At 70.8% G+C, this 20414-nt stretch carries 19 protein-coding genes and 2 tRNA genes; 9 read left to right on the top strand and 12 right to left on the bottom strand.

The window, feature by feature from the left end; translation table 11 throughout:
• Positions 1-10 precede the first annotated feature (10 nt).
• From KY498_RS02985 to KY498_RS02940, 10 genes are all read right to left on the bottom strand, one after another.
• Complete coding sequence (locus KY498_RS02985; RefSeq protein ID WP_191008527.1) at positions 11-1678, bottom strand: FAD-binding dehydrogenase; 1668 nt, start codon at positions 1676-1678, stop codon at positions 11-13.
• A 40-nt stretch (positions 1679-1718) separates the two neighbouring features.
• Positions 1719-2198 (bottom strand): globin, encoded by a 480-nt coding sequence (locus tag KY498_RS02980; protein WP_191008528.1) that lies wholly within the window; start codon positions 2196-2198, stop codon positions 1719-1721.
• On the bottom strand, positions 2195-3328 hold the full coding sequence (locus KY498_RS02975; protein WP_191008529.1) for a mechanosensitive ion channel family protein: 1134 nt from the start codon (positions 3326-3328) through the stop codon (positions 2195-2197). Before KY498_RS02975 ends, KY498_RS02980 begins: the two co-directional genes overlap by 4 nt.
• Before the next feature lie 10 nt (positions 3329-3338).
• Positions 3339-4073 (bottom strand): response regulator transcription factor, encoded by a 735-nt coding sequence (locus tag KY498_RS02970; protein WP_101307228.1) that lies wholly within the window; start codon positions 4071-4073, stop codon positions 3339-3341.
• 17 nt (positions 4074-4090) lie between these two features.
• Positions 4091-5344, bottom strand: coding sequence for a sensor histidine kinase (locus tag KY498_RS02965; RefSeq protein ID WP_191008531.1), 1254 nt, complete (start codon positions 5342-5344; stop codon positions 4091-4093).
• Positions 5345-5351: 7 nt separating this feature from the next.
• Positions 5352-6167: an ABC transporter permease gene (locus tag KY498_RS02960; RefSeq protein ID WP_060958527.1), complete on the bottom strand. Its 816-nt coding sequence runs from the start codon at positions 6165-6167 to the stop codon at positions 5352-5354.
• Positions 6164-7075: an ABC transporter ATP-binding protein gene (locus KY498_RS02955; protein WP_061781789.1), complete on the bottom strand. Its 912-nt coding sequence runs from the start codon at positions 7073-7075 to the stop codon at positions 6164-6166. Before KY498_RS02955 ends, KY498_RS02960 begins: the two co-directional genes overlap by 4 nt.
• 180 nt (positions 7076-7255) lie before the next feature.
• On the bottom strand, positions 7256-9802 hold the full coding sequence (gene pepN, locus KY498_RS02950; protein WP_191008532.1) for an aminopeptidase N: 2547 nt from the start codon (positions 9800-9802) through the stop codon (positions 7256-7258).
• A gap of 74 nt (positions 9803-9876) precedes the next feature.
• On the bottom strand, positions 9877-11523 hold the full coding sequence (locus tag KY498_RS02945; RefSeq protein ID WP_191008533.1) for a SulP family inorganic anion transporter: 1647 nt from the start codon (positions 11521-11523) through the stop codon (positions 9877-9879).
• On the bottom strand, positions 11520-11894 hold the full coding sequence (locus KY498_RS02940; protein WP_191008534.1) for a helix-turn-helix transcriptional regulator: 375 nt from the start codon (positions 11892-11894) through the stop codon (positions 11520-11522). Before KY498_RS02940 ends, KY498_RS02945 begins: the two co-directional genes overlap by 4 nt.
• Positions 11895-11952: 58 nt before the next feature.
• On the opposite strand from KY498_RS02940, the gene KY498_RS02935 reads away from it, so the two are divergent.
• Genes KY498_RS02935 through KY498_RS02920 form a run of 4 tightly spaced genes read left to right on the top strand, consistent with a single transcriptional unit; the run spans position 11953 to position 15746 of the window.
• On the top strand, positions 11953-12495 hold the full coding sequence (locus KY498_RS02935) for a ribose-5-phosphate isomerase (RefSeq protein ID WP_101306270.1): 543 nt from the start codon (positions 11953-11955) through the stop codon (positions 12493-12495).
• Entirely contained in the window at positions 12495-13493 is a 999-nt protein-coding gene (locus KY498_RS02930) for an Fpg/Nei family DNA glycosylase (protein WP_191008535.1), read from the top strand. Before KY498_RS02935 ends, KY498_RS02930 begins: the two co-directional genes overlap by 1 nt.
• A gap of 37 nt (positions 13494-13530) precedes the next feature.
• The gene (locus KY498_RS02925) at positions 13531-14244 is read left to right on the top strand and encodes an FMN-binding negative transcriptional regulator (protein ID WP_191008536.1); all 714 of its coding nucleotides are present in this window, start codon (positions 13531-13533) and stop codon (positions 14242-14244) included.
• Between the two features lie 5 nt (positions 14245-14249).
• On the top strand, positions 14250-15746 hold the full coding sequence (locus KY498_RS02920; RefSeq protein ID WP_191009689.1) for an amidohydrolase: 1497 nt from the start codon (positions 14250-14252) through the stop codon (positions 15744-15746).
• Between the two features lie 67 nt (positions 15747-15813).
• On the opposite strand, the gene KY498_RS02915 is transcribed toward KY498_RS02920, so the two are convergent.
• A complete protein-coding gene (locus KY498_RS02915) occupies positions 15814-16299 on the bottom strand; it encodes a Dps family protein (protein ID WP_060958536.1) in 486 nt (161 codons plus the stop codon).
• A 132-nt stretch (positions 16300-16431) separates the two neighbouring features.
• Here KY498_RS02915 and KY498_RS02910 point away from each other — a divergent pair, with 132 nt between their 5' ends.
• Positions 16432-16971, top strand: coding sequence for a gamma carbonic anhydrase family protein (locus tag KY498_RS02910; protein ID WP_191008537.1), 540 nt, complete (start codon positions 16432-16434; stop codon positions 16969-16971).
• A 23-nt stretch (positions 16972-16994) separates the two neighbouring features.
• On the opposite strand, the gene KY498_RS02905 is transcribed toward KY498_RS02910, so the two are convergent.
• Positions 16995-17068: transfer RNA gene (locus KY498_RS02905), tRNA-Gly, on the bottom strand.
• Between the two features lie 106 nt (positions 17069-17174).
• Between KY498_RS02905 and KY498_RS02900 the strand changes: the two genes are divergently transcribed.
• The 4 genes from KY498_RS02900 (at position 17175) to KY498_RS02885 (ending at position 20316) form a co-directional block, all read left to right on the top strand.
• Positions 17175-17248 (top strand) — tRNA-Pro (locus KY498_RS02900).
• Positions 17249-17319: 71 nt separating this feature from the next.
• On the top strand, positions 17320-18798 hold the full coding sequence (gene tig / locus KY498_RS02895) for a trigger factor (protein ID WP_061781787.1): 1479 nt from the start codon (positions 17320-17322) through the stop codon (positions 18796-18798).
• Between the two features lie 256 nt (positions 18799-19054).
• Entirely contained in the window at positions 19055-19639 is a 585-nt protein-coding gene (locus KY498_RS02890; RefSeq protein ID WP_060958539.1) for an ATP-dependent Clp protease proteolytic subunit, read from the top strand.
• Positions 19640-19650: 11 nt separating this feature from the next.
• The gene (locus tag KY498_RS02885) at positions 19651-20316 is read left to right on the top strand and encodes an ATP-dependent Clp protease proteolytic subunit (protein WP_060958540.1); all 666 of its coding nucleotides are present in this window, start codon (positions 19651-19653) and stop codon (positions 20314-20316) included.
• Positions 20317-20414 lie beyond the last annotated feature (98 nt).

Below are 20414 nucleotides of genomic sequence, written 5' to 3'. Positions count from 1 at the left end.
GTGGTCGCGCTCAGAGCGCGGCGGCGGCCGCCCGTCCGGCGATCCTGCCCGAGAACAGGCATCCACCGACGAAGGTGCCTTCCAGCGCGCGGTAGCCGTGCACGCCGCCGCCGCCGAAGCCCGCAGCCTCGCCGGCCGCGTACAGTCCGCCGACCGGAGCCCCGTCGGTGCCGAGGGCACGACCCGACAGGTCGGTCTCGATCCCGCCGAGCGACTTGCGGGTGAGCACGTGGAGCTTCACGGCGATGAGGGGTCCGTTCTGCGGATCGAGGATGCGATGCGGCTTCGCGGTGCGGATGAGCCGGTCGCCGCGGTAGGCACGGGCTGCGCGCAGCATCGCGATCTGCGCGTCCTTCGTGAAGTCGTTCTCGATCTCGCGGTCGCGCGCTTCGATTTCGCGTCGCACGGTGGACGCGTCCAGTGCTTCACCGCCCGGCAGCGCGCGCATGCCGTCGATCAGCTCGTCCAGCGTCCGGCGCACCACGAAGTCCGCACCGTGGTCGAGGAAGTCCTGCACGGGCTCGGCGGCCCCCGCGCCGAGCCGCGAGCGCACCAGCAGGGGCACGTCCTTGCCGGTGAGGTCCGGGTTCTGCTCGCTTCCCGAGAGGGTGAACTCCTTCTCGATGATCTTCTGCGAGAGGACGAACCACGAATGGTCGTGGCCGGTGGCGCGCAGGTGCGCGAGGGTTCCCAGGGTGTCGAAGCCGGGGTAGAGCGGAACGGGAAGCCGCGCGCCGGTGGCGTCCAGCCACACCGACGACGGCCCGGGCAGGATCCGGATGCCGTGGTTCGGCCAGATCGGATTCCAGTTCTGGATCCCCTCGACGTAGTGCCACATGCGGTCGCCGTTGATGAGGTGGGCGCCGGCGGCGGCGGATACCGGCTGCATCGATCCGTCGACGTAGGCGGGAACCCCGGTGATCATCGTGTCGGGGGCGGTCCCGAGGCGGGCGGGCCACTGGGCGCGCACGAGGTCGTGGTTGCCGCCGATCCCGCCCGACGCGACGATCGTGGCGCCCGCAGTGACCTCGAAGGCTCCCACGATCTCGCGCGAGCTGACGGCGCCCCGTGGTGCGCCGGAGGGGGCGAGGATGTCGCCGCGTGCGCCGGTGACGCCGTCCCCGCCGGTGGTCAGGGCCGTCACGCGGTGCCGGGGGAGCACCGTGAGCCGCCCCGTCGCCTCCGCCTGCTCGACGGCCGCCTGGAAAGGGGCGACGAGCCCGGGGCCGGTACCCCAGGTGATGTGGAAGCGCGGGACGGAGTTTCCCGGTCCGGTGGCGTTGTAGCCTCCGCGCTCGGCCCAGCCGACCACGGGGAAGAAACCCACGCCCTTCTCGCGGAGCCAGGCGCGCTTCTCGCCGCTGGCGAACTGCAGGTAGGCCTCCGCCCACCGGCGCGGCCAGAGATCCTCGTCGCGGTCGAACCCGGCGGTGGCGAACCAGTCCTGCCGAGCGAGCTCGAGGGAGTCCGCGATCCCCATCCGTCGCTGTTCGGGGGAATCGACGAAGAACAGGCCGCCGAACGACCAGAACGCCTGCCCACCCAGGTTGGGGCGCGGCTCCTGGTCGAGGAGGGCGACGGTCTTTCCGGCGGCGGCCGCTTCCGTCGCCGCGACGAGACCGGCGAGGCCCCATCCGATGACGAGGACATCGACCTCGCGTGTCGTGGTGGTGCTCATCGTCGACTCCTTCGTCGTCTCGTCGCTGAGATTCGGACCGTCAGCGCTCGGGGGATGACGCGGCATCCTCCGTCGGGCGCGGGTGCACCGGCAGGTGCGCGGCGCTGGACGGACGATCGGGACCGATGCCGCTGGGCTCGAACGTGTTCACCATGGCATGCGCGGCCCGCTGCAGGTAGTCCCAGAGCGTCGCTTCGTGCAGCGGCGAGAGGTCGAGCTCGTCGACGGCGGTGCGCATGTGCGCGAGCCAGCGGTCGCGGGCGTCGGGATTGACGTGGAAGGGGATGTGCCGCATGCGGAGCCGGGGGTGCCCGCGGCGCTCGCTGTAGGTGGTCGGCCCGCCCCAGTACTGCTCCAGGAACAGCGTCAGCCGCTCCGCCGCCGGGCCGAGGTCGGCCTCGGGGTACATCGGCCGCAACACCTCGTCGTCGGCCACGCCCCGGTAGAAGGCGTCGACCAGTCGGACGAACGTGTCATGCCCGCCGATCTCGTCGTAGAAGCTCCCGCTCTGCGCGCTCATGAGTCCTGGCCCTTCGTCTGCGGAGCCGGAGCGCCGTCCGTCGTCGCCGACGAGTTCTCCTCCGCGCCGGTCCGCTTCGAGGCGGCGCCTCCGCGCTTGGGCTTCCAGATGCCCTTGCCGTCGGCGGTCGCCACCGGGGTCGGCCGGGTGCGCGGCGGGTTCGCGCCCCGCACGCGCTGGGCTCCCTCGAGCCCGGCGAGCATGACGGTGTTCATCGACGGCAGCGTCACACCGAGCTCGTCCATCGCGCGCTTGAGCCGCATGCGCAGCTCGCGCGCGACGTCGTCCTTCGCATTGGCCCGCGTCTTCATCACGAGACGGATCACGAGGGCATCGCCGGTGATCGACTCGAGTCCCCACACCTCGGGCTGCTCGATCACGCGCGTGCGCCACTTCGGATCCTTCGCGAGAGACTTCGCTGTGGCGAGCATCGACTTCTCGACCTGATCGATGTCGACGTCGACCGGCAGCGCGAGGTCGATGATGACGCGCGACCAGCCCTGCGACATGTTTCCGATGCGCGTGATCTCCCCGTTGCGCACGTACCAGAGCGTGCCGTTGACGTCGCGGACGTGCGTGATCCGCACGCTGACGTACTCGACGATGCCCGTCGCCAAGCCGAGGTCGACGACGTCGCCGATCCCCACCTGGTCCTCCGCGACGATGAAGATGCCGTTGAGCACGTCCTTGACGATGTTCTGGGCACCGAAGCCGAGGCCGGCGCCGATCGCGGCGGACAGCAGCGCGAACGAGCCGAGCGCGTCGGGGGCGACCGTTCCGAAGATCAACAGGATCGCGATGATCACGATGGCGACGTTGACGATGTTCTGGAGGATCGAACCCAGTGTGCGGGTGCGTTGGACCAGACGCATCGCGGCGAGGGGCGAGCGCTCGAGGGCCTGCGTGTCGTCGACGTTCGCCTTGCTCTTCGCCCCGGACACGATGCGGTTGACGATGCGGCGGATGACGAGGCGAAGGATCCAGGAGGCGAAGAAGGCGCCGACGGCGATGCCGATGCTCGCGAGCACGTTCATGCCCGCCTGGCCGAGGAAGACCAGCACGTTCTCCCACAGCTTCGGATCGATGACGGGGGCGGCGGGATCCCCACCGGTGTCTTGGAAGTACAGCATCGTTCCGATCCTAACGAGCACGCCCTGGGGAGTGATCGTGAGGAGCGTGCGCATCCGGGTCGCGCGGTGCCGGGAGACGATCGAGGAGCGCCTCACCCCGGTGGGCGAGGATCACCGCCTGGATGCGGTCGCGCGCGCCGAGCTTCGCCAGGATGCGGCCGACGTGCGTCTTCACGGTCGTCTCGCCGAGGTAGAGCTCGGCGGCGATCTCGGCATTGGTGAGGCCGCGCGCGATCGCGTGGAACACCTCGCGTTCGCGGGGCGTGAGCTCGGTGAGCCGCGCCGCGAGCTCCGATGCGGCGCCGTCCGCATCCGTCGCGTGGGCGTTCGCCGCGTTGCGGCGCCGGAGAACCTCACGGGTGACGCGGGGAGAGAGCACGGCGTCGCCGGCGGCGACGGCACGGACGGCGCCGACCAACGCCGCGCGATCGACGTCCTTGAGCAGGAAGCCGCTGGCTCCGGCATCCAGCGCACCGAAGGCGTACTCGTCGAGATCGAAGGTGGTCAGCACCAGCACGCGCGTGCGCGGGACGGTGCCGACGATCCGCGCGGTGGCGGCGACACCGTCGAGCCTCGGCATCCGCACGTCCATCAACACGACGTCGGGATCGAGCGCGACGCAGAGCTCGACCGCTTCCTCGCCGTCGGAGGCCTCGCCCACGACGACGATGTCGTCCTCGGCCCCCAGCACGAGTCCGAATCCCAGTCGGATCAGTTGCTGGTCGTCGGCGACGACGACACGGATCGGCTCCGCCGCGGTCGTCACCTCGCCACCGCCGCGTCCTGCGGCACCGTCAGGCGCACGCGCCACCGGCCGCCTCCGATGGGTCCGGCCTCGGCTGCGCCGCCTACGCGTGCGGCGCGCTCGTGCAGTCCACGGATGCCGTAGCCACCGGTGGCGGGGGAAGCCCCTGCGACCACGCCGTCGTTGACGACCTCGACCTCCACTCCGCCGCGGTCGGTCGAGATGGTCACCGCCACGCGGGTCGCCGACGGGGCGTGTCGCATCACGTTCGTCAGTCCCTCCTGTACGACGCGCGCAACGGCCAGTCTGAGGTGGCGGTCATCGATGGGGGGACCCGAGGTCTCCACGGTGACGGGAAGCCCGGCGCTGCGGGCCGCCGCGACCGCGGCACGCACGGTGTCGCCGTCGAGGGGGACGAGCGGTGCGTCGTCCTCGGCATCCCCGTCGCGGAGCAGCCCCAGCATCGCGCGCATCTCGTCGAGCGCACCGCGCGCCGTGACGGCGATCTGCGCCGTCGCGGCCCGACCGCGCTCCGCGTCGGAGGTCGCGCTGGCCCCCTCGGCCAGCGCGACGACGACCGTCAGCGAGTGGGAGACCACGTCGTGCATCTCTCGCGCGATGCGGGTGCGCTCCGCGCTCGCCGCGAGCCGCGCGTGCCGTTCCCGCTCGGCCCAGAGCTGGCGCGACGTGTCCATCAGCGCGGCGAGGTAGCGGGCGCGGTTGCCGACGTTGACGCCGATGAGCGTGCCGAGCAGAAGACTCACGATGAGTGCCGCACAGCCGTTGAGTGCGGCGACGAGGTCGGTGACGCCGCTCAGCACCATCACCCCCGCGCACGCCAGCGCCGCTCCGACGGCGACGGCCCCGGCACGCCACGCCGCGGCCGACCCCGTGTACACGGCGACCGCGAAGACTGCGACGGCGACCGCCGCGCCTCCCACGCCGGCGCCGGACGAGACGGCGAGCACGGCACCCGCCGTCGCGAAGGCGAACGCGACCATCGGCCTCCGCCGCCGCCAGAGGAGGGCGACGCAGGCGACGGCCAGCAGGACGACCGCGAACGGTCGCGCGCTCTCCCAGAGCACGCCCACGTCTCGCGCCTCCGTGCGTCCCGGTGCGGAGAAGGTGAGAATCGCCGTCGCGAGCGCGATCAGAACGTCGGCGGTGCGCCGGTGCCGCGCCCAGAAGCGCCGGATGACTCCCGGCGGACGCGGAAGCCGCAGCTCGCTCGACGCGGGGTCGGGAGAGCCACGGCTTCCGGCAGACACCATGGCGGTGTCAGGCGTCGCGACCGCGCAGTGCCGCCCACGCGCCGAGCAGCAGTGCCGCAGGCCAGGCGGCGAGCGTCAGCAGGCCACGGACGACCTCGTCCCCGCCGGCCGTCGTCGCGGACTGGGCTCCGGACATCGGCAGGTACTGACTCGCATCGACGATCCACTTCCAGCCCTCCCCGGCGAAGGAGAACATCGACAGGACGATGGGCAGCACGAACAGCACACCGACGGTCGCGGCGATCGCACCGGCGCCGTTGCGGACGATGAAGCCGAAGCCGAGTCCGATGAGCGCGAACGTCGCCATCGCGAAGACGCCCGCCAGCAGCGGCGACCACGACTGCGCCGGGTCGGCCCAGTCGATCGCCGTCGTGAGGATCGGCGCCGTCGCCAGCACGGAGATCGCATAGGTGGCGGCGGTGGCGAGGGCCAGGAGCACCGTCACGACGAGCGCCTTGGCCAGCAGGACCGCGCCGCGACGCGGCTCGGCCGTCAGCGTCGAGCGGATCATGCCCGTCGAATACTCGCCCGTGATCGCGATCGCGCCGAGGATGCCCGCGACGAGCATCGTGAACTGCATCGGCATGACCACCACCATGACGGGCGCGAAGCCCGAGTCGAAGTCGCGCAGGGCGGCGGCCATCATGAGGGAGATGCCCACCGACAGCACGACCGTGATGGCGAGCGACCACCACGTCGAGCGCAGCGACAGGAGCTTGATCCACTCGCTGCGCACGACGCGGACGAACGACAGGTGGTAGGGCGACCCGGGGCGGGCCGAGACGGAGCCCGCGGCAGCGGCGGGGACGGTCGCGGTGGTCATGCGATCTCCTTGGTCTTGTACTGGACGGCGCCTTCGGTGAGCGCCATGTAGGCCTCTTCCAGCGAGCCGCTGCGCGGGGTCAGCTCGTGCAGCGGGATGCCGCGCTGCGCGGCGATGTCGCCGATGGCGCTCGCCGCGATGCCGGCGACGACGAGCCTGCCCTCGCCGGTGTCGGTCACGGTGACGTCGGGCGAGCCGAGCGCGGCGGCGAGGTCGGCGGCACGCGGGGTGCGCACGAGCACCTCGTTGCGCGTCCACGCGCTGACGAGCTCGGCCAGCGGCGCGTCGGCGAGCACGCGTCCGCGTCCGAGCACGATCACGTGGTCGGCGGTCTGCGACATCTCGCTCATGAGGTGGCTGGACAGCAGGACCGTCCGTCCCTCACCGGCGAGGTGGCGCACGAACTGGCGCACCCAGCGCACGCCCTCGGGATCGAGGCCGTTGACGGGCTCGTCGAGGATGAGCGTCTGCGGGTCTCCGAGCAGCGCGGCGGCGATGCCGAGGCGCTGCCCCATGCCGAGCGAGAACTTGCCGGCGCGCTTGTTCGCGACGGCCTCGAGCCCTGTCAGCGCGATGACCTCGTCGACGCGGGAGGTGGGGATGCCGTGCGTCGCCGCCATCGCCCGCAGGTGCCCGCGCGCCGATCGACCCGTGTGCACGGCCTTCGCGTCGAGCAGCACCCCGACCTCGGTGAGCGGAGAGCGGCTGTGGGTGTAGAGGTGCCCGCCGACCGTCACACGCCCCGAGGAGGGCGCGTCGAGGCCCACGATCATGCGCATGGTGGTCGACTTGCCGGCTCCGTTGGGGCCGAGGAACCCGGTGACCTGCCCGGGCTGCACGGCGAACGAGACGTCGTCGACGGCGGTGGTGCTTCCGTATCTCTTCGTGAGGTTCTCAGCAACGATCATGCTTCGACGCTACGGGGCCTGCGGTCGGGGCCGCATCCTGCGAGAGGATGAGATCGCGCTGACCGGAAGTCGTTCCCCGGAACGACCCCGATCGCGCCCGGGCGCGATCGCCGGCGGCGTCGTCCCCGCGCATCGGGTCGCGCGCCGCCGCGCGCGCACGACCCGACCGCGTGGCCGACGTCAGCTGTCCGCGTCGCGCTCCTGAACCGCGAGGGCGCGCTCGACTCCCGCGAGGTTCTCGTTCACGAGGCGACGCAGCGCCGCCGGCGCATCCGCGTGGTCCGCGAGCCACCGCCGCGTCGCGTCCCGCAGCGCCACGGACGCCAGGGGAGCGGGGTAGAGCCCCGTGATCAGGTAGTTCGCGATCTGGTAGGTGCGTGATTCCCAGACCGGCAGCAGCATGTCGAAGTAGGCGTCCACGAACGACGCCAGCGCCTCGACGCCGGCCGGGTGCACGAACCCGAGTGCGGCGGAGCGCACGACGGTGTTCGGCAGGTCGGCGCTGTCGACGAGCGAGGCCCAGGCCGCACGCTTGGCGTCGACCGTCGGCAGCGCGGCCTTGGCCTGCGCGGCGAACTCGCCGCCCTTCGCCGTGTTGTCCGCGGCCAGCGCGGCGTCGATCTGCTCCGCGGTGACCACACCGCCGGCCGCGAGCGACACCAGCAGCGCCCAGGACAGGTCGGCGTCGATGTCGAGACCCGGAAGCGTCACCTCACCGTCTCGCAGGGCGCGCACGGTCTCCCACTGGGCGTCGGTCGCCGCCGCCGATGCGAAGGCGGTCACGAACTGGAGCTGGCTGTCACTGCCGCCCTCGGCGCCCTGTGCGAGCTCCCAGAGACCCTCGGCCACCCGCACGCGCGCGGGCTCGCGCTTCTCGGGTGCGACGTAGGCGTTCGCGGCGAGCTGCAGCTGAGCGAGGGTCGTGCGCACCGTCGTCGACTCGGTCTCGGAGCCGATGTTGCGCAGCACCAGATCGATGTAGTCGGATGCCGAGGCCTCGGCATCCCGCGTCTGATCCCAGGCCGCACCCCAGACGAGCGACCGCGCCAGCGGGTCGCTGATGCGGGCCAGGTGGTCGATGGCCGTGGTGAGCGATCGCGGGTCGAGTCGGATCTTCGCGTACGCGAGGTCCTCGTCGTTGAGCAGGATCAGATCGGGCTGACGCTCGCCGACCAGCTCGGGCACTTCGGTGAGATCGCCGTCGACGTCGAGTTCGACGTGGCGCGTGCGCACCAGGGCGTCGCCCTCCAGCGCGTAGAAGCCGACGCCGAGGCGGTGCGGACGGATCGTCGGGTAGTCCGCCGGAGCGGTCTGCACGATCGCGAACCGCGCGATCACGCCGTCGTCGCCGACGCGCAGCTCGGGTGCGAGCGTGTTGACGCCCGCCGTCTCGAGCCACTTCTTCGACCACCCGGACAGATCGCGACCGCTGGTGGCCTCCAGCTCGACGAGCAGGTCGGACAGCTCGGTGTTGCCGAAGGCGTGCTTCTGGAAGTACTGGCCGACGCCCGCGAAGAAGGCGTCGATACCGACCCACGCCGCGAGCTGCTTGAGGACGGAGCCGCCCTTCGCGTAGGTGATGCCGTCGAAGTTGACCTGCACGTCCTCCAGGTCGTTGATGGTCGCGACGACGGGGTGGGTCGAGGGCAGCTGGTCCTGACGGTAGGCCCAGGTCTTCTCCATGGCGTTGAACGTCGTCCACGCCTCGGTCCACTCGGTGGCCTCGGCCGTCGCGATCGTCGACGCCCACTCGGCGAACGACTCGTTGAGCCACAGGTCGTTCCACCACTTCATGGTGACCAGGTCGCCGAACCACATGTGTGCGAGCTCGTGGAGGATCGTGACGACCCGGCGCTCCTTCACGGCATCCGTCACCTTGCTGCGGAAGACGTAGGTCTCGGTGAAGGTCACCGCGCCCGCGTTCTCCATCGCGCCCGCGTTGAACTCCGGGACGAAGAGCTGGTCGTACTTGGCGAACGGGTACGGGACCCCGAACTTCTGCTCGTAGTAGGCGAAGCCCTCGCGCGTCTTGTCGAAGATGTAGTCCGCGTCGAGGTGCTGCCAGAGGCTCTTGCGTCCGTACACGCCGAGCGGGATGACGGTGCCGGAGGCGCTGGTGAGCTCGCTGAAGGTGGCCTCGTAGGGACCGGCGACGATCGCCGTGATGTACGACGAGATCCGCGGCGTCGGCTCGAAGGCCCAGATCGCGGACCCCTCGTCGGCGGGCACGGGCTCGGGAGTGGGGGAGTTGGAGACGACCTTCCATGCGGACGGCGCCGTCACGGTGAAGCGGAAGGTGGCCTTGAGGTCGGGCTGCTCGAAGACCGCGAACACACGACGCGAGTCGGGCACCTCGAACTGCGAGTACAGGTACACCTCGCCGTCGACCGGGTCGACGAACCGGTGCAGGCCTTCGCCCGTGTTCGTGTAGAGGCAGTCCGCGTCGACGATCAGCTCGTTCTGCGCGCGGAGCCCGTTCAGGGCGATCCGCGAGTCGGCGAACGCCGCCGCGTCGACCGCGACGCCGTTCAACGTGATCTCGCGGACATCGCGCGCGATCAGATCGATGAACGTCGAGGCGCCCTCGGTCGCGGCGAAACGCACCACCGTGCGCGAGCCGAACACCTCCGGTCCCCGGGTGAGATCGAGGGCGATGTCGTACGAGTGGGTCTCGACGATCGCGCGGCGCTCCTGCGCTTCGATGCGGGTGAGGTTCTCTCCAGGCACTGCGGTACTCCCGTGGGTGAGGGGCGTGGTCTGAACCGTCCGGCACTGCTGGCGCCGACGGCAACCCACCCAGCCTACGCGCTCGCGGTTTCGCGGCGCACGTGGCTGCGGGCGTGCGCGATGGCGGCCGGCAGCTCGGTGAACAGGTGATTGTGATGACGCAGCGCAGCCAGGACGCCGACCGTGCGGAACAGGTCTTCATGACGCGGCTGCACCCCCTTGATGAGGACGGTGATGCCGCGGCGTTCGAGTGACTGCACGACCTCGCCCAGCATGTGCGCGCCGGTCGCATCCACGAGTTCGAGCTGGCTCATCCGCATGATGACGACGGAGACGCCCCGCACGGCGTCGACCTCGGCGAAGATGCGGTCGGACGAGGTGAACGACAGCGGGCCGTCGAAGCGCAGGATCGCGATGCGCTCGTCGCCCGGTTGCGCGTCGCCGCGGAGGTCCTCCCGGCGCACCCGCGACGCGCGCGACATCCCGCGCAGCGCGAAGAAGCCCGCGAAGGCGACCCCGATGAGCACGGCCACGATCAGGTCGAACGAGACGGTGATCACCGCGGTGGCGAGGAACGCGACCGCGTCCGCGCGCGTCGACCGGAGGATCGCCCGTACCGTGTCGGCGTGCACCATCCGCACGGCGGTGACCATGAGCACGCCCGCCAGGGCCGCCATCGGGATCTGGCCGACCGGGCCGGCGGCCACGAGGACGACGACGAGCAGCACGGCGGCATGCGTGACGGCGGCCAGGCGACTGCGCCCTCCGGAGCGGACGTTCACCGCGGTGCGCGCGATGGCGCCGGTGGCCGGCATGCCGCCGAACAGCGACGAGCCGATGGAGGCGAGCCCCTGACCCACGAGCTCACGGTCGGGATCGTAGGGCCCCGTGTCGGCGAGGCTCGCCGCGACCCGGGCCGACAGGAGCGACTCGATCGCCGCGAGGGCGGCGACCGTCACGGCGGGCACGACGAGCGACCCGAGGGTCGCGGCATCCACCGTGGGCAGAGCCGGGACCGGGAGCGAGGCGGGCAGGGCGCCGATGCGCGCCAGAGGGCTGTCCACGAGCAGGCACACCACGGAGACGACCACGATGCCGACGAGGGAGCCGGGAATCGCCCGGTGCAGCCGCGGTGCGCCGAGCATGCAGACCGCGACGACGACGACCGCGCCCAGCGCCCACAGCGCGTAGCCGGGGTCGAGCCGGGCGAACGACTGCACGGCCGCTACGAGAGCGTTGGAGCTGTGCTCACCGGCGCCCACCGTGTGGGCCGAGACGAGGGAGGGGATCTGCTGGGCGAAGATGATGACGCCGATGCCGAGCGTGAACCCCTCGATGACGGGCCAGGGGATGAAGGAGACGGCGCGACCGAGGCGCAGGGCTCCCGCCGCGATGACGAGGACGCCGGCCATGAGGCTGACGACGGCCACCGCACCGACGCCGTGAGTGGCGACGATGGGGACGAGCACGACGACCATGGCCCCCGTGGGCCCGGAGACCTGCACGTTCGAGCCGCCGAAGACGGCCGCGATCACTCCGGCGATCACGGCGGTGATCAGGCCCGCTTCGGCGCTGAGGCCGGAGCTGACTCCGAAGCCGAGCGCGAGGGGGAGGGCGACGATCCCGACCGTGAGCCCGGCGAGCAGGTCGCCGCGCCACGTCCGCCCGACCTGCGCGTAGTCGGCGCGGGAGGGCAGCAGCGAGCGCACGCCCGCGCTCATGAGCGGGCGCCCGGCACGGGCAGCGCCGGCAGCGCCTGCGCGTCGAGGAGGAGGTCGCCGTCGGCGCTCAGGATGCCCAGAAGCAGTTCGCGCGCCGCCGAGAGCAGATCGGCGACCTTGGGGTCGGACAGCCGGTAATACACATGACTCGCGCGGCGCTCCGACTCGACCAGACGGTGCCGGCGGAGCACCGAGAGATGCTGAGACAGATGCGAGGCCTCCAGACCCGTCTCGCGCTGAAGGTCGGCGACGCTCACCTCCGGCGCCCCCGCGAGGAGTTCGAGCAGCCGGATCCGGAACGGGTGGGCGAGTCCTTTGAACAGGTTGGCCTTGACCTCGTACAACGGTCGTTGCGTCTGGGTGAATGGCATGATGGAGTCATCATATCGCCGCCGCCGCGCGGTCGCGGCCGTCCCTAGGATGGTGACCATGCGCATCCACATCGCCACCGATCACGCGGGGCTCGAGTTCTCGACGCAGCTGCAGCACCACCTCGCCGAACAGGGCCACGACGTCGTGGACCACGGCCCCATCGAGTACGACCCCCTCGACGACTACCCGGCGTTCTGCATCCGCGCGGCCGAAGCCGTCGTGCGCGACCAGGCCGCGGGCATCGAGACGCTCGGCGTCGTCTTCGGCGGCTCCGGCAACGGCGAGCAGATCGCCGCGAACAAGGTGCGCGGCATCCGCGCCGCCCTCGTCTGGAACCTCGCGACCGCCGAACTCGCCCGCGAGCACAACGACGCCAACGTGATCTCGATCGGCGCGCGCCAGCACACGGTCACCGAGGCCATCGCGTTCATCGACCGCTTCATCGCCACGCCGTTCTCGGGTGAGGAACGGCACGCGCGCCGCATCGCCCAGCTCGCGGCGTTCGAGACCGACGGCTCCCTGCTCCCCGACCCCCGCGCGACGGCCGGCGTCCCGGTCGGTGGGGAGTCGGCCGACGCGTTGGACCCCGAAGCCGGCTGATGCCCGAGGGTCACTCCGTCCACCGCATCGCGCGGCAGTTCGAGCGCAACATCGTCGGCCGCGAGGTCGCCGCATCCAGCCCGCAGGGCCGCTTCGCCGAGGGGGCCGCCGTCATCGACGGACGCGAAGCCGTCGAGGTGCGCGCCGTCGGCAAGCAGATGTTCCTCGCCTTCGACGGCGACGTCTGGCTGCGGGTGCACCTCGGCATGTACGGCGCGTGGGACTTCGCCGGCGAGATCGAGGTCGATCCGACGATCGCGTCCGCCAACGGCCGGATGGGTCAGACCAACCAGCGCGGCACCGATCTCGACGCCGTCTTCGACGACGCCGGCGAGAACTCGCTGAGCTCGATCGGAGCGCCGCGTCGCACCCGTGTGCACGTGCGGATGAGCGAGCAGACGCGCGGGCTCGAGAGCGCCGGCGACGACCAGTGGCCGCCGCCGGTGGTCGGGCAGGTGCGGCTGCGTCTGCTGACCGCCGTCACCTCGGCAGATCTGCGCGGACCGACCGCGTGCGAGCTGCAGACGCCGGACGAGGTGCAGGCGACGATCGCCAAGCTCGGACCCGATCCGCTGGTCGACGACCTCGGCGAGGGCGAAGAGCGTTTCGTGACGACCGTCCGCCGCAAGCCCACCCCCATCGGGCTCCTGCTGATGGATCAGTCGGTCGTCAGCGGCATCGGCAACGTCTACCGCGCCGAACTCCTCTACCGGGCGCTGCTCGACCCGCACACGCCGGGCAAGCTCGTGCCCGAGGAGGTCGTCCGGGAACTGTGGCGGGATTGGGCCCGCCTGCTCGTGATCGGCGTCGAGACCGGCCAGATGATGACGATGGACGACCTCGACCCGGAGGCGTACCGCCGGGCCATGGCGAGCCGAGACGACCGGCACTGGGTGTATCACCGGGCCGGCCTGCCCTGCCGGATGTGCGGCACGGAGATCGTGCTGGAGGAGATGGGCGCACGCAAGCTGTACTGGTGCCCGAGCTGCCAGAAGTGACGACGGCGGCCCAGGCCGCCGGGGTGGAGGAGAGCGGATGAGACAGAACCCCAGCTTCGCGATGACGGATGTCGGGGAGCTTCGCCGCATCCTCCAGCTGAATCCCTGGATGACACTGGTCAGCGCCTCCGACGGAGGGCTCGTCGCCTCCCACTACGCCGTCCTGCTGGACGAGGAGCGCGATGACCTCACGGTCGTCGGACACGTCGGCAAGCCCGACGATGCGGTGCACGGGCTGGGGGAGCGCGAACTGCTCATCGTCGCCCAGGGCCCGCACGGCTACATCTCGCCCGGCTGGTATCCGCCGGGGCCCAACGTGCCGACCTGGAACTACGTGGCGGTGCACCTGTCCGGCATCCCCGAGATCCTCACGCCGGAGGAGAACCTGCGCGTGCTCGACCGCCTCGTCGCGCGGTTCGAGAGCGGGCTCCCGCAGCCGCGACTGATGTGGCAGCCGCCCAACGACGAGGAGTACGTGCGGCGGCTGGAGCGGGGTACCGTCGGCTTCCGTCTCACGCCGACGCGCGTGGTGGCCAAACGCAAGCTCAGTCAGAACCGGCCGGACGAGACCGTGGACGAGATCGTGGTGCAGCTGGAGGCCGGCAACAGCCCGTACGCCGATCAGCGACTGGCGGGCGAGATGCGCCGTGCCCACGCGGCGATCCGCGCCGGCCGAGCGGCGCAACTCCGCCAGAACACGGCGGCAGACGCCGCGGCCACACCCCGCAGCGCCGGTGAGGAGGAGTTGTGAGCGGGATGCCCTCGCGCGGCGAGTCGGTCGACGTCATCGCCGACGTGCGCCTCACCGGCGCCGACCGGCTCGACCCGTTCGGAGCGGATGCGGTGGACATCCACCTGTCCCACGGCCGCATCGTCGACATCGCCCCCGCCCGTGCCCTGCCGCGGCAGGGGACAGTCCTCGACGCCGACGGCGGCTGGGTGATCCCCGGCCTCTGGGACCACCACGTCCACACCGTCCAGTGGGCGCTCGTGGCGCAGCGCGAGCCTCTCGGCGACGCGACGTCGGCCGCCGACGCGGCCTCACGGATGGGCCGGGCGGCCGTGCTCGCCGATGGTCGCCGGGTCGGAAGCGGCTTCCGCGACGCGCTCTGGGCCGACGAGATGACGCTCGCGGCCCTCGACGCGGCGACCGGGACGGTGCCCACCTACCTCATCAACGCCGACGTGCACAGCGTCTGGCTCAACACCGCCGCCCTCCAGCGCGAGGGTTTCCCCGTCGACGACACGGGTGTGCTCCGCGAGGAGCCCGCCTTCGAGATCTCGCGGCGCCTCAACGCCGCCGACCCCGCGATCGGCGACCGCCTGGTCCGGTCTGCGCTTCAGACGGCGGCGGCGCGCGGCATCGTCGGCGTCGTCGACCTCGACATGGCCTGGAACGCCGAGGCGTGGGCCCGCCGGCTGGATGCCGGTTTCGACACGACCCGCATCCGCTTCGGGATCTATCCCGGGCAGCTGGAGCGCGCGCTCGCCGAGGGCCTGGCCTCCGGCGACGCGCTCGACCCCGCCGGACTCGTGTGCGTCGGCCCGCTGAAGGTCATCACCGACGGCTCACTCGGCACCCGCACCGCCGCATGCTCGCACGCGTACCCGGGCGACCCGCACAACCACGGCGTGCTCACCGTGCCGCCCGATGCCCTGGTCGAGCTGATGGTGCGCGCGACCGGCGGCGGTCTGGAATGCGCCGTCCATGCGATCGGCGACGTCGCGAACTCCCACGCGCTCGACGCGTTCGCCGCGAGCGGCGCCACCGGGACGATCGAGCATGCGCAGCTCGTGGCCCACGCCGATGTTCCGCGCTTCGCGCGCCTGGGGGTGGGCGCGAGCGTTCAGCCTGAGCATGCCATCGACGACCGCGACATCACCGACACGGTCTGGGCGACGCAGACGGGTCTGCCGTACGGGCTGCGCTCGCTCGCCGCCGCCGGCACGAACCTGCTGTTCGGCTCGGACGCGCCCGTCGCGCCGCTCGATCCGTGGGCCGCGATGGCCGCCGCGGTCTTCCGGACCCGCGATGGCCGGCCCGCCTGGCACCCCGAGGAAGGTGTGGATGCCGCGACCGCGCTGGCCGCATCGACGTGGGGCGGATCGCTCTCGGGCTCGGCGCTCTTCCCGGGCGACCGGGCGGATCTCGTGGTCGTCGACCGCGACCCCCTCGGCGCGTCGGAGACCGAGCTGAGGGCGACGGCGGCGTGCGCCACGATGATCGAAGGCCGGCTCACCCACGTCGCGTGAGGCGCCGTGCAACGACGGAAGCCCCGGGCGACAGGCCCGGGGCTTCCGTTCTGCGTCGAAGACGCGGTTACGCGGCGAGGTGAGCCGAGAGGAACCAACGGTCCTTCTCGAGGCCGGCCTTGATCGCGATGGCGACATCCTGGCTGGTGAGGTCGGTCTCGTCGAGCCCGTCGATCGCGGCCTGGACGTCGGCGATGACGGCATCCATGTCGGCGACGACGGCGACGATCTCGTCCTGCCACTGCGCGAAGCCGGCGGGAACAGCGGTGGTGCCGGTCTTCTCGGCCACCGTCGACACGCGGGCGTCCAGCGGCAGGCCGAGGGCGACGATCCGCTCGGCGGCGAGGTCGGCGAAGCCCTGAGCGTTGCTGACGACCTGGTCGAGCAGTTCGTGGATCGCGATGAAGTTCGCTCCGCGCACGTTCCAGTGCGCCTGCTTGCCGTTGACGGCGAGAGCCTGCAGGCCGAGCACGACGGGCGTCAGGAACTGGGCGGTGCCGGCGGCCGCCTCGGGGCCGGCAGCGGTCATGGAAATGTTCTGCGTCTTGGTCATGTTCTCGTCTCCGTTCGTCGGGGTTGTCCCCCGTTGCTGTCAACGCTACTCAGCCCCGTTCATTCCGCAAGGAAGAGAAGGCTGGGCTTACGCACGAGCCGTGAATTTGGTAGGGCGACTATCGTCGGCGTCATGACGATCGCCGTAGACGCCTCGATCCTGTCGATTCCCGCCGGTACGCCGCGGGTACACGAGAGCGCGTTCGTCGCGGCCGGCGCGCGCCTGGTCGGCGACGTGACCCTCGAAGAGGGTGCGAGCGTCTGGTACAACGCCGTCGTCCGCGGCGACAGCGCCGCCATCACGGTGGGAGCCGGAAGCAACCTGCAGGACAACGTCTCGGTCCACGTGGATGCCGGCCACCCCGTGGTCATCGGACGCGACGTCTCGGTGGGTCACAACGCGGTCGTGCACGGCTGCCGGATCGGCGACGGCTCGCTCATCGGGATGGGCAGCGTGATCCTGTCGGGCGCGGTCATCGGCTCGGGGTGCCTGATCGCCGGGGGAGCGGTCGTCCTCGAAGGCGCCGTCATCCCGGACGGATCGCTCGTCGCCGGCGTCCCGGCCAAGGTGCGCCGAGAACTGACCGACGAGGAGAAGGCCGGGATCCTCCGAAACGCCCAGATCTACCGGGCGCATTCGGCGTCCCACACCGCGGCGTCGGACGCGCGGTGAGTGCAGGTCGCGAAGTGAAGCTGTGGAGGGGATGACGGGAATCGAACCCGCACCATCAGTTTGGAAGACTGAGGCTCTACCATTGAGCTACATCCCCGAGGCCGCGCGGAAGCGGCATCCCGAAGAGTCTACAAGGTCTTGTCGGCTAGACTGACCAACGGCCGTTAGACGGCGCACGCGACCTGCAACGGTGAGTGCGCGCCCGGGGCGTAGCTCAGCTTGGTAGAGCGCCCGCTTTGGGAGCGGGAGGCCGCAGGTTCAAATCCTGTCGCCCCGACAGAACGACCCCAAGACCTAAGAAACCACGGACGTGCACGTGCGCGTCCGGACACGAGGAGAACAACAGGCATGGTCACCAGCACCGTCGAGAAGCTCAGCCCGACGCGGGTCAAGCTGCACATCACGGTCACCCCGGACGAGCTCAAGCCGAGCATCTCGCACGCGTACGAGCACATCGCCCAGGACATCCAGATCCCCGGTTTCCGCAAGGGCAAGGTCCCCGCGCCGATCATCGATCAGCGCGTCGGGCGCGGCGCCGTGATCGAGCACGCCGTGAGCGAAGGCCTCGACAACTTCTACCGCGAAGCCGTCACCGCCAACGAGATCCGCATCGTCGGCCGTCCGTCCGCCGAGGTCATCGAGTGGCCCAGCGACAAGGACTTCTCGGGTGACCTCAAGGTCGAGGTCGAGGTGGACGTCCGCCCCGAGTTCGACCTGCCCGCCCTCGACGACGTCACGGTCGAGGTGGATGCCGTCGAGACCGACGACGCCGCCGTCGACGCCGAGCTCGACCGCCTCCGCGGCCGCTTCGGCACCCTCGTGACCGTCGACCGTCCCGCGGCGAAGGGCGACTTCGTCGAGCTCAACCTCGTCGCCACCATCGACGGTGCCGAGATCGACCGCGCGGAGGGCGTCTCGTACGAGGTCGGTTCGGGCGAGCTGCTCGAGGGCATCGACGAGGCCGTCGAGTCGCTCACCGCCGGTGAGGACACGACGTTCCGCAGCAAGCTCGTCGGCGGCGACCACGCCGGCGACGAGGCCGAGGTGTCCGTCACCGTCACCGCCGTGAAGGAGCGCGAGCTTCCCGAGGCCGACGACGACTTCGCCCAGATGGCCAGCGAGTTCGACACCATCGCCGAGCTGCGCGACAGCCTCGTCGAGCGCGTCTCCGAGCAGTCGGTGTACGTCCAGGGCGCCGCGGCGCGCGACAAGCTCATCGAGGCCCTCCTCGCCAAGGTCGAGATCCCCGTTCCCGCGCAGCTCGTCGAGGACGAGGTGCACGCCCACCTCGAGGGCGAGGGACGCCTCGAGGACGACGAGCACCGCGCCGAGGTCACCGAGGCCAGCGAGAAGCAGTTCCGCACCCAGATGATCCTCGACAAGCTCGCCGAGGCGCACGACGTGCAGGTCTCGCAGGAGGAGCTGACCCAGTACCTCATCCAGTCCGCCGCGCAGTACGGCATGGCGCCCCAGGAGTTCGTCGACGCGCTCCAGCAGGGCAACCAGCTCCCGGCGATGGTCGGCGAGGTCGCCCGTAACAAGGCCCTCGCGATCGCGCTCGGCAAGGTGTCGGTCGTCGACACCAACGGCAAGACGGTCAACCTGACCGGCTTCATCGTCGAGGACGAGGCGGAGGCCGAGGAAGAGGTCGTCGCCGAGGCGCAGGAGATCGCCGACGAGGCCGCCGACGCCGAGGCGAAGCCCGCCAAGAAGGCCCCGGCCCGCAAGCCGGCCGCCAAGAAGGCCGACGCGGACGCCGCCGAGAAGCCGGCCGCGAAGAAGCCCGCCGCCAAGAAGGCTCCGGCCAAGAAGGCGGACGCCGAGTAAAGCTCGCGGCGCGGAGCGTTTCGACTCGCTGCGCTCGCTCAACGACCGGTCGCGGCGGGGGAGCGTTCGACGCGCTTCGCTCGCTCAACGACCGGGTACCCCGGTGCGAAGGGTCGGATGCCACGGCATCCGGCCCTTCGTCGTCCCCGAGACGGCGCGCCCGACACGGTGCTCCGCCGACGGCGAACACGGGCGAGGCGGACGGCGCGCGCAGATAGATTCAATGGCGTACGGAAACCCGGAATCAGGAGTATCCATGGCTGAACCACTTGTCGCTACGAGCGTCTTCGACAGGCTGCTGAGAGACCGCATCATCTGGCTCGGGTCGGAGGTGCGTGACGAGAACGCGAACGAGATCTGCGCCAAGATCCTGCTCCTCGCGGCCGAGGACAGCGAGAAGGACATCTACCTCTACATCAACTCGCCCGGCGGGTCGATCACGGCCGGCATGGCGATCTACGACACGATGCAGTTCGTGCCGAACGACATCGTCACCGTCGGCATCGGCATGGCCGCATCGATGGGCCAGCTGCTGCTCACCGCCGGCACGAAGGGCAAGCGCTACATCACGCCCAACGCTCGTGTGCTGCTGCACCAGCCCCACGGCGGCTTCGGCGGAACCGCGAGCGACATCCAGACCCAGGCGCAGCTCATCCTCGACATGAAGAAGCGTCTCGCGGAGATCACGGCGGCGCAGACGGGCAAGTCCGTCGAGCAGGTCAACGCCGACGGCGACCGCGACCGCTGGTTCTCCGCCGAGGAGGCCCTCGCCTACGGCTTCGTCGACCACATCCGCGAATCGGCCACCGATGTCATCGGCGGCGGCGGCACCAAGAACTGAAGGACCCGATCATGAACATGCCCACCGCCGGCATCCCGCAGGGCTTCCAGATGCCCTCCAGCCGCTACATCCTGCCCCAGTTCGAGGAGCGCACCGCCTACGGCTACAAGCGCCAGGACCCGTACAACAAGCTGTTCGAAGACCGCGTGATCTTCCTCGGCGTGCAGGTCGACGACGCCTCGGCCGACGACGTCATGGCTCAGCTGCTCGTGCTCGAGTCCCAGGACCCCGACCGCGACATCGTCATGTACATCAACTCCCCGGGCGGCTCGTTCACGGCCATGACCGCGATCTACGACACCATGCAGTACGTGTCGCCGCAGATCCAGACCGTCGTGCTGGGCCAGGCCGCCTCGGCCGCGTCGGTGCTGCTGGCCGCCGGCGCCCCCGGCAAGCGCCTCGCGCTGCCGAACGCCCGCATCCTGATGCACCAGCCCGCCGTCGGCGAGGCCGGACACGGCCAGGCGTCGGACATCGAGATCCAGGCCGCGGAGATCATGCGCATGCGCACGTGGCTTGAGGAGACGATGGCCCGGCACACCAACCGCACGCAGGAGCAGGTCAACAAGGACATCGACCGCGACAAGATCCTCTCGGCGTCCGAGGCGCTCGAGTACGGCATCGTCGACCAGGTGCTGACCTCGCGCAAGCGGGTTCCCGCGGCGCTGACCGCCTGATCCCGCGGCATCCGCCGACCGAGGCCCCGTCGTCCCGCCGACGACGGGGCCTCGTCATACGTCGAGACGTTCACTTCCGTGTCGCAATCCGCCGAGAT

Origin of the sequence: Microbacterium sp. PAMC21962, assembly GCF_019443465.1 — a bacterium.
GTDB lineage: Bacteria > Actinomycetota > Actinomycetes > Actinomycetales > Microbacteriaceae > Microbacterium > Microbacterium hominis.
This window is presented reverse-complemented; position numbering and strand designations above follow the sequence as displayed.